Genomic DNA, 13,805 nt, shown 5'->3' with positions numbered 1-13,805 from the left:
GGCTTATTTGGTGCCGAACATACGGTCTCCGGCATCGCCGAGGCCGGGCATGATATAGCCTTTCGAGTTCAGCTCACGATCCAGCGCGGCAGTGACGATATGCACGTCTGGATGGGCCTCTTTCATACGGGCAACCCCTTCTGGTGCCGCCAACAGGCAGAGGAACAGGATCTCGGTCGCGCCCGCCTCTTTCAGCAGATCGATCGCTGCGGCCGAGCTGTTGCCCGTAGCCAGCATCGGGTCAACTGCGATGACCAACCGGTCTTTCAAGCCCTCTGGCGCTTTGAAGTAATACTGAACGGGCTTAAGCGTTTCTTCGTCGCGGTAAAGTCCCACAAACCCCACACGGGCCGAGGGGATCAGTTCCAGCACCCCGTCCAGCATCCCGTTCCCGGCGCGCAGGATCGAGACCAGTGCAAGCTTCTTGCCAGCCAGAATCGGCGCGTCCATCTCCTCCATCGGAGTTTCGATATGACGGGTGGTCAGCTTAAGCTCGCGAGTCACCTCATAGGCCAGCAACAGGGTGATTTCCCGCAGCAACTGACGGAATTCGGCAGTTGAAGTTCCCTTGTCCCGCATGAGCGTCAGCTTGTGCTGCACCAGTGGGTGGTCAACGACGGTCAGGTGTTCGCTCATGTGTTCTCCAGTCTTTTCTTGATCCGCGCACGGGTAACTTCATCGCAAAAGGCGGCGTTCAGGGCCGTTTCATTAAGGGCTGCAAAGTCTTCGGCACCCCAATCAAAGGCTGCCTGCAACATCTCATATTCACGCCGCATTGTGGTATGGAAAAATGGCGGATCATCCGTGGAAACGGTGACTTTCGCCCCGGCATCGCGCAACCGCGCAATCGGATGCGCGGCGAAATCCGGGTAGAGACCCAGAACCACGTTTGATCCTGGGCAGACCTCAAGCGTGACATCCCGATCGACCAGTTCATGCACCAGATCGGGGTCTTCAATGGCGCGAACGCCGTGGCCGAGACGTTCAACACCCAAGTCACGAATCGCATCACGCACGCTTTCGGGGCTACCGAACTCACCTGCGTGGGTGGTCAGGCGCAAACCGGCCTCGCGGGCGCAATCGAAGGCCCATTTGAAGTCGCCCTGAGTGCCGATGGATTCATTGCCGCCCATACCGAAACCGGTGATCCAATCGCCTGCGGTTTCAGCGGCGCACCGGGCGCTGATCTTGGCCTGATCCGGGCCAAAATGGCGGACACAGGTGACCACGCCGCGCAGAGTGATGTCGAACTTGCGCTCGGCCTCATCGGCGGCGTCCTGAATGGCGTTCAGATAGTCTCGCCACGCGTGCAGATCGCCACCGCCGCAGAAATCGGGGCTGAGGAAGGTCTCGGAATACACAACGCCATTGGCGGCGCTTTCCTCAAGGATCGCCAGGGTCAGACGGCGGAAATCCTCGGGCGACTTGAGGACCTCACACGCGGCCTCATAGACGCTGAGGAAATGGGCGAAGTCGCGGAAGTCGTAGCTGCCATCGGGCTTGAAGATGCCGCTCAGGTCGATGCGTTTTTCATGCGCCAACTGTCGGATGAATGCGGGCGGCGCCGCGCCTTCATGGTGCAGGTGCAATTCGATTTTCGGAAGGTCTGCGACACTCATAAAAAGCTCTTTCCCGGCCCATGCGCCGGTACGTTCAGGTGATGGGCGATGCTGGCGGCAACATCGGCGAAATGGATTTGACCGAGCGGGCTGGACCCTTTCCCGGCCACCAAAACCGGCACTTGCTCGCGCGTGTGGTCGGTGCCGATCCAACTGGGGTCATTGCCGTGATCCGCCGTCACCACCAACATGTCATGCGGGCGCAGCTTAGGCAGGATGGCTCCGATTTCCCGGTCAAACCACTCCAGCGCACGAGCATAGCCGCTGATATCGCGACGATGACCGTAGAGGCTATCGAATTCGACGAAATTGGCAAAGGTCAGGCTGCCATCCTCGGCCTGATCCACCAGGTCGGACAGGTGCACCATCAATTCGACATCGGAGCCTTTGCGCAGCGTGTCTATGCCCTGCATCGAAAAGATGTCTCCGATTTTGCCAACGGCATGCACGCGGCGACCTGCGTCCTGAACCCAGTTCGTCAGCAGCGGCGCGGGCGGCAAGATGGCAAAGTCCTTGCGGTTCGTTGTGCGGGTGAACCCCTCGTCAGATGAGCCGACGAAGGGGCGGGCAATTACACGGCCCACTTTCATCTCATGCAAACGGGGCGCGAGTGTTCGGCACATCGCAAGCAGGTTATCGAGGCCAAAGCTCTCCTCATGCGCGGCGATCTGGAACACGCTGTCGGCGGACGTGTAGCAGATCGGCCAGCCGGTGCGCATATGCTCGGCCCCCAGCTCGGCAATGATGGCTGTTCCAGATGCGTGGCAATTGCCCAGAATACCCTCGGTCCCCGCAGCTTGCGCTGCTGCTTGGCTCAGATCGGTCGGAAATGCGGGCTGTGTGTCGGGAAAATAGTGCCAGTCCCACGGCACGGGCAGCCCCGCCAGTTCCCAATGGCCCGAAGGCGTATCCTTGCCCGGCGATAATTCGCGCGCGCATCCCCACAGGCCAGTCGGTTGAGCCGCCAGCCCCGGCGTTGTGTCGCCCGAGGCCAGTCGCGTCGCAGCCCCCAGACCCAGCGTATCCAAATGAGGCACTGCAAGCGGGCCGCTGCGCCCGTCCTCAGCCCGCCCCTCGGCGCAGGCTTGCGCGATATGGGCCAGTGTGTTGGCCCCGGTGTCAGGCACATCCCCGTTGAAGAACGCGCCTGCATCAGGTGCTCCGCCGATACCGACCGAGTCCATCACGACGAGAAAGGCGCGGCTCATGCCGTGATCCTCTCATGCACCAGATCGGGCACGGCAACCGGAGTATCTCCGATCGTTATCGCCGCCAATACGCTCTGGGTCGCCTGAGCCGCCGCGTCCTCGCGCGCCGCGTGAACGGCTGCCAAAGGCGCGCCTTTGGCGACCCGCTCGCCCAAGCGCACCATGTTTGACAAACCCACCGCCGGGTCGATCACATCGCTTTCCACCTGACGCCCACCGCCAAGAGCCACCACGGCCAGCCCCAAAGCTTCGCCGTCAATGGCCGTGATGTATCCGTCACGCGAGGCTGCCACCTCGGTGATCACGCTGGCTTCGGGCAGGAACCGCGACCACGTCTCAACAAATTGCACCGGACCTCCAACCGCGGCCATCATGCGACCAAACCGTTCTGCGGCGCTGCCATCCCGAATGATCTCCGCAATTTTGGCGCGGCCCTGATCTACTGTTTCAGAGATACCCGCATCCGCCAGCAACACCCCACCCAACTCGGCAGAGATTTCGGCCAGAGGAGACGCGCCCCCTTCGGTCAGAACCTTCATGACCTCGGCCACCTCCAACGCGTTGCCCAACGCCGAGGCCAGAGGTTGGTTCATATCGGTAATAACGGCCGAGGTTCGGCACCCAGCAGCATTCGCGGTCGCGGTCAGCGCCTGAGCCAGCTCGCGCGCGTCTTCGATGGTTTTCATAAACGCACCGCTGCCTGTTTTGACATCCAGCACCAGCGCGTCGGGACTCGCCGCCAGTTTTTTGGATAGGATCGAGGCCGTGATCAGATCGAGGCTTTCGACCGTCGCCGTCACATCCCGCACCGCATAAAGACGCTTGTCCGCAGGCGCGATCTGCCCCGTCGCGCCGACAATCGCAGCCCCGGTGTCGCGCAATACCTGCGCCAGACGCTCCTGCCCGACCTGAGTGGTTACGCCCGGAATCGCCTCAAGCTTGTCCAGCGTCCCGCCTGTGTGGCCCAAGCCACGGCCCGAGATCATGGGCACATAGGCCCCACATTCAGCCAGAGCCGGAGCCAAGATCAGGCTGACGCAATCGCCAACACCGCCCGTGGAGTGTTTGTCGATCACCGGGCCATCCAGATCCCAGCGCAACACGTCACCACTGTCTCGCATCGCCACGGTCAGGTCAGCACGACCCTGCGCGCCCAGCCCACCCATGCAGACAGCCATCGCAAAGGCCCCAGCCTGCGCGTCACTGACGCTGCCATCGGCTAGGCCTTGGGTAAACCACGCAAGCTCTGGCCCGGTGGGCACTTCGCTACGGCGCAGTTTAGCGATGATCGAACGGGCATCCATGCTATCAGCTATCCTGCATATGCGAGGCGTCAAATGCGCCGGGCAGAAGCTGTCCGATCGTGGTTTCCAACTCGGCTCCGTCGGTTGTCGCCAAGGTGACCTTTACATCCCGCGCGCCGAACTCGGCCAGTTTCTGACGGCAGCCACCGCAAGGTGGCACCGGCTGCGGGCTTTGGGCAACGACATAGACCTCGGCCAGCTCGGTCTCGCCCGAAGCGACCATGGCGGCAATTGCGCCTGCCTCGGCACAGGTGCCTTCGGGATAGGCCACGTTCTCTACGTTGCATCCGACATAAAGCGTCCCTGATCCCGACAGAATCGCCGCGCCCACTTTGAAGTTCGAATAAGGCGCATGGGCGTTTTCGCGAACCTTCAAGGCGGCATCTTTAAGCGACATGGCGATTCCCCATTTTTTGATCAGTTGGTCAGAAATTCAGACCCTACCGGAAAACGAGGGGCGAATAGAAGCCCCACCGCGCATTTATTCCAGCACCGTCTTGAACACACCCGGCAAGGTCACCTCGAGCAGTTCCACATCGTCAGAGGGCTGCGACAAGCGTGTGCGCATCCCCGGTGGTATCACAAAGGCATCCCCTTGCTCCAGTTGATAGGGGTCACGGCCTTCGCCCTCCAGAGTGACCTCTCCATTCATGACGAAGGTGAAATGGATGTCGGTGTCGTGGCTGGCCCAGACCGGCTCGCCCTGCCCGCGCCGGACGACCTGAACATCAGCAACGCCCTTGGTGTTCTCGGCAATCGTAGTGTCGCGGCAGATATAACCCGGCAGTCGGAACGGCACCCAATCCGCATCTTTCGCCTGATTGTAGACAAAACGTTGCCCCTGCCACTCCCGGTCGGGGCGCAGATGCGGCGTCGGCAGTTCCATTTCGTGATCAATTTCGGTGACATGTTCGGCCGGAACCCCAATCTCGATCACCTGCACATTGTCCGAGGCTTCCAGCACGCGATGGCGGATTTCCGGCGGTTGGATAAAGCAATCACCGGCGGTCAGGCGCAATTTGTCGCCCTGATCTTCGTAAACGACATCAACCCAGCCATGGATGCAGAAGATCAGCTGAAACCCGACCTTATGGAAATGCACCATATCCGGAACAGGGCCGCCATCGGGGATGCGAATATGACTGGCAATGATCGACCCGCCCAAACGATCCGGTACCAGATCGCGATAGTGCATCCCGGCCCTCCCGATGATCCACGGTGCTTGGTCCTTGAGCCTGCGCACGACAAAGGAATGCACCGTTTCGGGCATCGCCAGAGGGGGATCGAGATCTTCGATTTCGATACGCGTGCCATTCGGTGCAACCAGAAACCGGTCGCCATTGGCAAACCCCTCGGGGTTTTCAGTCAGAATGCGTAAGGTGCCGGGGGTTTCGGGCGCATCCTTCTCGATCCGCACCCTTAGGCCATGGCCGGAAAAAACGGCAGTTCGAGGATCGTCAGCAGGATAGATCATATCCATCTGCATCCCCAACACCTTGGTGTAAAACGGAATATCGTCGCGCAATTCCTGCGTCGGCAAACGGATTTCAGCGCGGGTGTTCGCCGCGCGCGCTGTCTGGGTCATGCAAGCTCTCGTCAGTCGGTTCTTTCGGCCATCCGATCAGAACCGACGCCAGAATGCCAATCGAAAAATACATCTCGAGCGTTTCTTCCAGAACAAATAGCCGCGTCTTCATAACCGAGGACATCGTGGCCTCATACAGGCCCGAGATTTCTTCGAGTCCCTGCGCCACAACTGCAGCCAGCCCGGCCAACACGAAGATCGCAAGGAAGGGCGCCTGAACCCTGATCGCCCGCCACGCATTGGGAATGCCATGCCATAGCGCGCCTCCCAGCACGACGACCGCCAGAGCGAAACGCACCAGCGTCATGTCCAGCAGACCGTCCAAGCCGCTTAGCACCGCGAATGGCACAGAGCCTTCCGCGTAAATATCCGCCTCAAGCTCACGCTCGGCCAGCAGCAGGCACCCCACGCCGATGTAAAGCCGCGCGAGGCCTCGGTATTTAACCAAGGCCACTACCCCAGCCGTAAACAAGCCAGCTGCCGAGATCGTCTCGATCAATCCGCCTTCCTGATTGAACACCTCAGCCTGCAAGGGGAACAAGGCGATACACCCAAGGATTAGAGCCGCAACGCCCAGCGCAGCCCAGAACCAGACCTGGTCCACGCCAAAGCGGAAGCGGGCTGGCGTGAACACCTCGGAAGATGTCATTTTGAGGTCGTTGGGCATTTTGGGGTCTCAGAGCAATTCGCAGAAGTTTGCGGTTTGTAAAAATTTTGCGACAATTAATCAAGGAAACGGTCGGGTTTTGCCAAGCTTCAGACGCGGCATAGCCAAGTCGAAAAAAATAGTTTAAGGCTAAATCAAATTTTGAAGGGAGCTTTACCGCCGATGTCTGACACACCCAGCTTGCGGCAGGCCGCGCTTGACTATCACGCCCATCCCAAGCCCGGAAAGCTTGAAATCAAGGCTACAAAGCCGATGGCAAACGGCCGGGATCTGGCCCGCGCCTATTCGCCGGGCGTGGCCGAGGCCAGTCTTGAGATCAAGGCCGACCCCTCGAACGCGGAACACTATACGGCGCGCGGCAACCTTGTGGCAGTGGTGTCGAACGGAACGGCTGTTCTAGGTCTAGGCAATATCGGTGCCCTCGCCTCGAAACCGGTGATGGAAGGCAAAGCCGTCCTTTTCAAGAAATTCGCCGGGATCGACTGCTTCGACATCGAGGTCGACCAGCCCGACCCCGAAAAACTGGCCGATGTCGTCTGCGCGCTAGAGCCGACCTTCGGCGCAATCAACCTTGAGGACATCAAAGCCCCCGATTGCTTCATCGTCGAAAAGCTGTGTCGCGAGCGCATGAACATCCCCGTTTTTCACGACGATCAGCACGGAACCGCCATTGTTGTCGGGGCCGCGGCCCGCAATGCACTGCACGTCGCCGGCAAGAAGTTCGAGGACATAAAAATCGTTTCGACCGGTGGTGGAGCGGCCGGGATTGCCTGCCTCAACATGCTGGTCAAACTTGGCGTCAAGCGCGAGAATATCTGGCTGTGCGACATTCACGGGCTGGTCTACGAGGGTCGTGCCGAGGATATGAATCCGCACAAAGATCAGTTCGCCCAGAAATCCGACCTTCGCACACTGGACGACGTGATTGGTGGGGCCGATCTGTTCCTGGGCCTAAGCGGCCCAAATGTTCTGACGCCCGAGATGGTCGAGAAAATGGCCGCCCGCCCGATCATCTTCGCTCTGGCCAACCCGACGCCCGAAATCCTGCCCGAAGCCGCGCGTGAAGTCGCGCCTGATGCGATCATCGCGACCGGACGCAGCGATTTTCCCAATCAAGTCAACAACGTGCTATGTTTTCCATTCATCTTCCGCGGCGCATTGGATGTCGGCGCAACCGAGATCAATGACGAGATGCAGATTGCCTGCGTCGAAGGCATTGCCGAATTGGCCCGCGCCACCACGAGCGCCGAGGCCGCCGCTGCCTACAAGGGTGAGCAACTGACGTTTGGCCCGGACTACCTGATCCCTAAACCCTTCGATCCACGCCTTGTGGGGATCGTATCTTCGGCGGTCGCCAAGGCCGCAATGGAGAGCGGCGTTGCCAAACGTCCGATCGACGACCTTGAGGCCTATAAGGAAAAGCTGAACCAGACCGTCTTCAAGTCTGCCCTGTTGATGCGTCCCGTGTTCGAGGCCGCCGCAGCCTCAAGCCGCCGGATTGTCTTCGCCGAGGGCGAAGACGAACGCGTATTGCGCGCCGCGCAAGCCATCCTTGAGGAAACGACCGAAACTCCGATCCTGATTGGCCGCCCCGAAGTGATCGAGGCCCGTTGCGAACGTCTGGGTCTGGTTGTCCGTCCCGGCAAGGATCTGCAGATCGTGAACCCGGAAAACGATCCGCGCTACTACGACTATTGGAACTCATACCACCAGATCATGCAGCGCCGCGGCGTCACACCCGATCTGGCCAAGGCGATCATGCGCACAAATTCCACCGCGATTGGCGCAATCATGGTTCACCGCGGCGAAGCCGACAGCATGATCTGCGGCACGTTCGGTGAGTACCGCTGGCATTTGAACTACGTCGAACAGGTTCTGGGCACGCCTGACCTGCGCCCACATGGGGCTTTGTCGCTGATGATTCTCGAGGACGGCCCTCTATTCATCGCCGACACTCATGTACGGCAATTGCCTAATCCGGCGGAACTGGCCGAGATTACCCTGGGCGCAGCCCGCCACGTGCGGCGTTTCGGGCTTGAGTCCAAGATTGCCTTCTGCTCGCAGTCGCAATTTGGCAACCAAGCTGAAGGCTCGGGCAAGCGACTGCGTGAGGCAATTGCCATTCTGGACAGCGAACCGCGCGACTTCACTTATGAAGGCGAGATGAACCTAGACACGGCCCTCAACCCCGAACTGCGCGAGCGTATTTTCCCCGCCTCACGCCTCGAGGGTGCTGCGAATGTCCTGATCTTCGCGCATGCGGATGCCGCAAGTGGCGTGCGCAACGTTCTGAAGATGAAAGCCGACGGAATCGAAGTTGGTCCGATCTTGATGGGCATGGGCAACAAGGCACATATCGTGACCCCTTCGATCACCTCACGGGGGTTGCTGAATATGGCTGCAATCGCCGGCACGCCCGTAACCCACTACGGCTAGAGCGGCTAGATCGATGCCAGACATCCTGCGGGTGTCTGGCTGTCCGACTCAGCCAATACCCTTTGCACTCATAAATTTGCAGGTTTGCAAAATCTTAATTTGAACCTGCTAAATTCCATAAAATCTTGAGGTTTGCAAAAATTTGCAGGTTGTTTTCGGCCATCCTGCAAATATTTTGCGATAAACTGACGCGCCGTCACTCGCACCCCTTGCCCGCTGCCCTTTCGCTGCCTAACAACAATCGCAGTGATTTTGGGAGGAGGGCCTGATGGCATATCAAGACGTTTACGATGGCTGGAAAAACGACCCCGAGGCCTTCTGGATGGATGCCGCCAAAGGCATTGATTGGGTCTCGGCCCCCAGCAAAGCCTTGTTCGCCGACAACGCCCCTCTGTACGAATGGTTCAGCGATGCTCAGGTCAATACCTGCTGGAACGCCGTCGACCGCCACGTGGAAAACGGGCGCGGCGAACAGACCGCCATAATCTATGACAGCCCGATCACCCACACCAAGCGCGAAATCTCCTATGTCGAACTTCGCAACCGGGTGGCAACGCTGGCCGGTGCCCTGCGCGCCAAGGGCGTTGGAAAAGGCGACCGCGTCATCATCTACATGCCGATGATCCCCGAAGCGCTCGAAGCGATGCTGGCCTGCGCCCGTCTGGGCGCCGTGCATTCGGTGGTGTTCGGCGGCTTTGCCAGCAACGAACTGGCTGTACGGATCGACGACGCCAAGCCCAAAGCCATCATAGCCGCCTCCTGCGGGTTAGAGCCGGGCCGCGTGGTTCATTACAAACCCCTGCTGGACGGCGCCATCGACCTGGCCAGCCACAAGCCCGAGTTCTGCGTCATCTTCCAGCGCGAACAGGAAGTGGCCCAGCTGATCGAGGGGCGCGACTTCAACTGGCATGGGTTCCAATACGGTGTCGAGCCCGCCGAATGTGTGCCAGTCGCAGGCAATGATCCAGCCTATATCCTCTATACCTCGGGCACCACGGGCGCGCCCAAAGGCGTTGTGCGTCCGACCGCCGGGCATCTGGTGGCGCTGAACTGGTCGATGAAGAATATCTACAATGTCGATCCGGGCGATGTGTTCTGGGCCGCCTCGGATGTGGGTTGGGTCGTTGGCCACTCGTACATCTGCTATGCCCCGCTGATCCACGGCAACACCACCATTGTGTTCGAGGGCAAACCTGTCGGCACCCCCGACGCGGGCACCTTCTGGCGAGTCATCTCCGAACATAACGTGCGCAGTTTCTTCACCGCCCCCACCGCGATCCGCGCCGTCAAGCGTGAAGACCCCAAGGGTGAACTGATTGGCAAATACGACCTGTCAGGTCTGCGCGCCATGTATCTCGCAGGCGAACGCGCCGACCCCGATACCATCACCTGGGCGCAGGATGCGCTGAACGTTCCGATCATCGACCACTGGTGGCAGACCGAGACCGGTTGGGCCATTGCAGGCAACCCGCTGGGAATCGAGGAACTTCCGGTCAAACTGGGATCTCCGGCCAAGCCAATGCCGGGTTATGACGTTCAGATCCTCGACGAAGGCGGCCATCCGCTGAAACCGGGTGAGCTGGGCGCGATTGCGGTCAAGCTGCCGCTGCCTCCGGGCACTTTGCCGACGCTGTGGAATGCCGAAGAGCGGTTCAAAAGCTCGTACCTGAACCATTTCCCCGGCTATTATGAAACCGGCGATGCGGGCATGATCGACGAGGATGGTTACCTCTATATCATGGCGCGCACCGATGACGTGATCAACGTCGCGGGTCACCGCCTGTCGACCGGCGGCATGGAAGAGGTGCTGGCCGCCCACCCCGATGTGGCCGAATGCGCGGTGATCGGAGTGTCGGACCAGTTGAAAGGCCAGATGCCGGTGGGTTTCCTGTGCCTGAATACCGGTGCCGACCGCGACCATGCCGAGGTTTCGAACGAAGTCGTCAAGATGGTACGAGACAAAATCGGCCCTGTGGCTGCCTTTAAACTGGCCGTAGTGGTGGACCGCCTGCCCAAGACCCGCTCGGGCAAGATCTTGCGGGGCACCATGGTGTCGATTGCCGATGGCAAAGAGTACAAGATGCCCGCGACCATCGACGATCCCGCCATCTTGGACGAAATCAAGGACGCGTTGCAGACGATTGGCTACGCTCAGTAACCCGAGCCCCCTCTTGCAACCTGAAACAGGCCCCTTACTGTCTTGCTAAGACAGTGAGGGCCCATGACTCAAAGCAAAATCTGGCAACTCAGCGCCACTGAGCTGACCACCCTGACCCGCAACGGTGATCTGAGCGCTGAGGACGCCGTTGCCTCCTCCATCTCTCGCATGAACGCCGTCAATCCCGGCCTGAACGCCGTGGTCGAGGATCTGAGCCAGCAAGCCTTGCAACGCGCGCGCGCCTTAGATCAGTCACGGGCAGCAGGGGCACCGACCGGGCCGCTGCACGGGGTGCCGATAACCATCAAGATCAATGTCGATCAAAAGGGCCACGCGACGACAAACGGGGTCGTGGCGCTGAAAGATGTTGTCGCCCCTGATGACGCGCCGGTTGTGTCAAACCTTCAGAATGCCGGGGCAATCGTTATTGGCCGGACCAACACGCCCGAGTTTTCCTTCCGCGCCGACACCGATAATCCGCTTTATGGGCGCACGCATAACCCTTGGGGGCGTCATATCTCGGCCGGAGGGTCGTCGGGCGGTGCCGGGGCGGCCGTCATGGCCGGGATCGGCGCGTTGGCGCATGGCAATGACATTGGCGGAAGCCTCAGGTTTCCGGCTGCCGCCAACGGAGCGGTGACAGTCAAACCCGGCCTTGGTCGCGTTCCCGCCTGGAACTCCAGCCAAACGGCCGAACGCGGAATACTCGCCCAATCGATGTCCGTTCAGGGCCTGATCACCCGGTCCGCAGCCGATCTGTCCCTGTCGATGCCCAGCCTGATCGCCCCGGACCCGCGGGATCCGTTTCATGTTCCTCTGCTTTGGCGGGGTGAGGCTTTGGACGCCCCAATCAAAGTGGCCTTTACCAAGAACACGTTCGGATACGCCCTGCATCCAGAGGTCGAAAAGGCGCTGGACACTGCGCGCGACGCGCTGGTCGATGCCGGCTATCAGGTCGACGAGATCGACCCCCCTGATGTCTTCGAATGCGGTCGCATCGGATACCGCACCTTGATGGGCGAGGTTCTGACCCTTCTGAAATCCGATATCCAGGCGGCCGGTTCGCAAACCATCCAAGATATCTTCGAGGTCTATTTTCAGGAATTCCCGCCCATCGTCGAGACCGAGCTGCTGCGAATGCTCGCCAAACGCAGCCACTATGCCCGTGAATGGTCCCTCTTCCTTGAAGATTACCCTCTGGTCCTGTCGCCGTTCCTGCCTCAACCCTTTTTCAAGCCGGACCGCGACACAGAAGGGGCCGAAGGCGTGCATGAGGTTCTGGGCTGCGCGGTCTATTCCTATGCGATGAACTTCCTTGGCCTGCCTGCCGCCTGCGTTCCGGCAAGACTGGCAGAATTGCCCAGCGGCCTGCAGCCCATCAATGTTCAAATCGCAGCGCGTCGTTGGCGTGAAGATCTGGCGGTCGAGGCGGCGGCGGCGATCGAGGCGCGGGTCGGGCAGATGTGCAAACCTCTTTGGGACCAAATGATCCGCTCCGACTGACCCCCCCCAAAAAAAATCGACCCCGGGTTTTTGTGCCCGGGGTCCGCTTGCTTAAATATGCCTGGATTTCAGATAACGAGCGTGGCACCACCCACCCTCGCCAGCGCAAAAAATGCGCAAGTATGTCGAAAACGCTGTTTGGTGGCCACTCACTCCCACCTAAGCGTGTTCTCCAGGCAAGATCACAATACCTATTGCACACTCACCAGCATGTGAACTTGTTCACACAAGGAAAAATTATTTTTCAAAACTGACGAAATTCTAAGTGAATTGTTCAGAAATCAGGCGCTCTTCAAGGCCATGTCCGGGGTCGAAAAGAATGCGATGGGTGATTTCGGATTCCGAGCAGATTTCGACCCAATCAATGTCAGGAAAGGAAATTGAATCCGCATCGGCCATTACCGGGCGTTTTTCGGCATCTAGCACGTCTATGCGAACTGTCGCGGTTTTGGGCAGCAAGGCCCCGCGCCACCGACGGGGTCGAAATGCAGCAATCGCGGTCAGGGCCAACACATCCGCCCCGATCGGCAAAATCGGACCATGGGCCGAATAGTTATACGCTGTCGATCCCGCAGGCGTAGACAGAAGCGCGCCGTCACAGACAAGCTCTCCCATCCTTTCGCGGCCATCGACGCTGATCTTAAGACGCGCCGCTTGCGGACCTGCGCGCAGCAAGGAGACCTCGTTGATCGCCAGCGCCTCATGCAGTTTCCCGGATTGATCCATGGCGCGCATGGCCAGAGGATTGATGACCTCCACCTCGGCGTCATCGAGACGTTCCAAGAGATCAGTGTCAGAATAGGTGTTCATCAGGAACCCGATTGTCCCACGGTTCATCCCGTATACCGGCGCATCGAGGTGCTGCATGTTCTTGAGCGTGCGCAGCATGAACCCATCGCCACCCAGCGCCACCACCACATCCGCATCGCGCGGCGCGGCGTTTCCGTATTTGGCGACCAGGACCTCGCGGGCTGATTGCGCGACATAAGCCTCGCTTGCGAGAAAAGCGATTCTCTTTTTCATTTTTTCCGGTTTCCGGTGCTGCACATTTGGTTCCGAAACAAACATACCTTTCCCCAATAGGCCAGAGTTGACGCCCACGCCGTGCAATTCGTCGCTTTAAAGCTGTTGCCTCGGTAGGGTTTCCGATAGGAAATCCGCAAGCAATACCCCAGACATGTGGAGCTATCATGAACGCCAATCTCCGTGACACCGGTTTTTTCACCCAGTCTTTGTCGGACCGTGATCCTGAGCTTTTCGGTTCGATCACGTCCGAACTGGGCCGTCAGCGCGACGAGATCGAGCTGATCGCGTCGGAAAACATC

At 59.6% G+C, this 13,805-nt stretch carries 11 protein-coding genes and 1 pseudogene; 4 read left to right on the top strand and 8 right to left on the bottom strand.

Features of this window, described 5'->3' with window-relative positions:
• Window positions 1-3: 3 nt before the first annotated feature.
• The 7 genes from upp to ACR0C3_RS15855 form a co-directional block, all read right to left on the bottom strand.
• Window positions 4-636 carry a uracil phosphoribosyltransferase gene (gene upp, locus ACR0C3_RS15885; protein WP_170374268.1) on the bottom strand — a complete coding sequence of 211 codons (633 nt, stop codon included), beginning with the start codon at window positions 634-636 and terminating at the stop codon, window positions 4-6.
• Window positions 633-1,619: an adenosine deaminase gene (locus ACR0C3_RS15880; RefSeq protein WP_480759379.1), complete on the bottom strand. Its 987-nt coding sequence runs from the start codon at window positions 1,617-1,619 to the stop codon at window positions 633-635. The genes upp and ACR0C3_RS15880 overlap by 4 nt, the downstream gene beginning before the upstream one ends.
• Window positions 1,616-2,827 (bottom strand): phosphopentomutase, encoded by a 1,212-nt coding sequence (locus ACR0C3_RS15875; RefSeq protein ID WP_480759378.1) that lies wholly within the window; start codon window positions 2,825-2,827, stop codon window positions 1,616-1,618. The genes ACR0C3_RS15880 and ACR0C3_RS15875 overlap by 4 nt, the downstream gene beginning before the upstream one ends.
• A complete protein-coding gene (locus ACR0C3_RS15870) occupies window positions 2,824-4,131 on the bottom strand; it encodes a thymidine phosphorylase (RefSeq protein WP_480759377.1) in 1,308 nt (435 codons plus the stop codon). The genes ACR0C3_RS15875 and ACR0C3_RS15870 overlap by 4 nt, the downstream gene beginning before the upstream one ends.
• A 4-nt stretch (window positions 4,132-4,135) precedes the next feature.
• Entirely contained in the window at window positions 4,136-4,528 is a 393-nt protein-coding gene (locus ACR0C3_RS15865; protein WP_170465629.1) for a cytidine deaminase, read from the bottom strand.
• An 84-nt stretch (window positions 4,529-4,612) separates the two neighbouring features.
• Window positions 4,613-5,716, bottom strand: a complete 1,104-nt coding sequence (locus ACR0C3_RS15860; protein ID WP_480759375.1) for a cupin domain-containing protein — start codon at window positions 5,714-5,716, stop codon at window positions 4,613-4,615.
• Window positions 5,679-6,383, bottom strand: coding sequence for a hypothetical protein (locus ACR0C3_RS15855; RefSeq protein ID WP_480759374.1), 705 nt, complete (start codon window positions 6,381-6,383; stop codon window positions 5,679-5,681). The genes ACR0C3_RS15860 and ACR0C3_RS15855 overlap by 38 nt, the downstream gene beginning before the upstream one ends.
• Window positions 6,384-6,545: 162 nt before the next feature.
• On the opposite strand from ACR0C3_RS15855, the gene ACR0C3_RS15850 reads away from it, so the two are divergent.
• From ACR0C3_RS15850 to ACR0C3_RS15840, 3 genes are all read left to right on the top strand, one after another.
• Window positions 6,546-8,819 (top strand): NADP-dependent malic enzyme, encoded by a 2,274-nt coding sequence (locus ACR0C3_RS15850; protein ID WP_480759373.1) that lies wholly within the window; start codon window positions 6,546-6,548, stop codon window positions 8,817-8,819.
• A 268-nt stretch (window positions 8,820-9,087) separates the two neighbouring features.
• Window positions 9,088-10,977 (top strand): propionate-CoA ligase PrpE, encoded by a 1,890-nt coding sequence (gene prpE / locus ACR0C3_RS15845; protein WP_480759371.1) that lies wholly within the window; start codon window positions 9,088-9,090, stop codon window positions 10,975-10,977.
• Between the two features lie 63 nt (window positions 10,978-11,040).
• Window positions 11,041-12,480, top strand: a complete 1,440-nt coding sequence (locus tag ACR0C3_RS15840; protein ID WP_480759370.1) for an amidase family protein — start codon at window positions 11,041-11,043, stop codon at window positions 12,478-12,480.
• Window positions 12,481-12,741: 261 nt separating this feature from the next.
• Here the strand turns inward: ACR0C3_RS15840 and ACR0C3_RS15835 are convergent, their stop codons facing one another.
• A complete protein-coding gene (locus ACR0C3_RS15835; RefSeq protein ID WP_480759369.1) occupies window positions 12,742-13,503 on the bottom strand; it encodes an NAD kinase in 762 nt (253 codons plus the stop codon).
• Between the two features lie 167 nt (window positions 13,504-13,670).
• Here ACR0C3_RS15835 and glyA point away from each other — a divergent pair.
• Window positions 13,671-13,805: pseudogene (glyA, locus tag ACR0C3_RS15830) on the top strand (serine hydroxymethyltransferase); the annotation flags it as partial.

It is taken from the genome of Ruegeria sp. CK3, from assembly GCF_056536565.1.
The sequence above is the reverse complement of the archived record's forward strand: the minus strand, read 5'-3'. Positions and strand labels throughout refer to the sequence as shown.

Excerpts from the sequence above, each read along its gene's own strand:
- upp (WP_170374268.1), bottom strand. The coding sequence starts at position 636 with ATGAGCGAACACCTGACCGTCGTTGACCACCCACTGGTGCAGCACAAG.
- ACR0C3_RS15880 (WP_480759379.1), bottom strand. The coding sequence starts at position 1,619 with ATGAGTGTCGCAGACCTTCCGAAAATCGAATTGCACCTGCACCATGAA.
- ACR0C3_RS15875 (WP_480759378.1), bottom strand. The coding sequence starts at position 2,827 with ATGAGCCGCGCCTTTCTCGTCGTGATGGACTCGGTCGGTATCGGCGGA.
- ACR0C3_RS15870 (WP_480759377.1), bottom strand. The coding sequence starts at position 4,131 with ATGGATGCCCGTTCGATCATCGCTAAACTGCGCCGTAGCGAAGTGCCC.
- ACR0C3_RS15865 (WP_170465629.1), bottom strand. The coding sequence starts at position 4,528 with ATGTCGCTTAAAGATGCCGCCTTGAAGGTTCGCGAAAACGCCCATGCG.
- ACR0C3_RS15860 (WP_480759375.1), bottom strand. The coding sequence starts at position 5,716 with ATGACCCAGACAGCGCGCGCGGCGAACACCCGCGCTGAAATCCGTTTG.
- ACR0C3_RS15855 (WP_480759374.1), bottom strand. The coding sequence starts at position 6,383 with ATGCCCAACGACCTCAAAATGACATCTTCCGAGGTGTTCACGCCAGCC.
- ACR0C3_RS15850 (WP_480759373.1), top strand. The coding sequence starts at position 6,546 with ATGTCTGACACACCCAGCTTGCGGCAGGCCGCGCTTGACTATCACGCC.
- prpE (WP_480759371.1), top strand. The coding sequence starts at position 9,088 with ATGGCATATCAAGACGTTTACGATGGCTGGAAAAACGACCCCGAGGCC.
- ACR0C3_RS15840 (WP_480759370.1), top strand. The coding sequence starts at position 11,041 with ATGACTCAAAGCAAAATCTGGCAACTCAGCGCCACTGAGCTGACCACC.
- ACR0C3_RS15835 (WP_480759369.1), bottom strand. The coding sequence starts at position 13,503 with ATGAAAAAGAGAATCGCTTTTCTCGCAAGCGAGGCTTATGTCGCGCAA.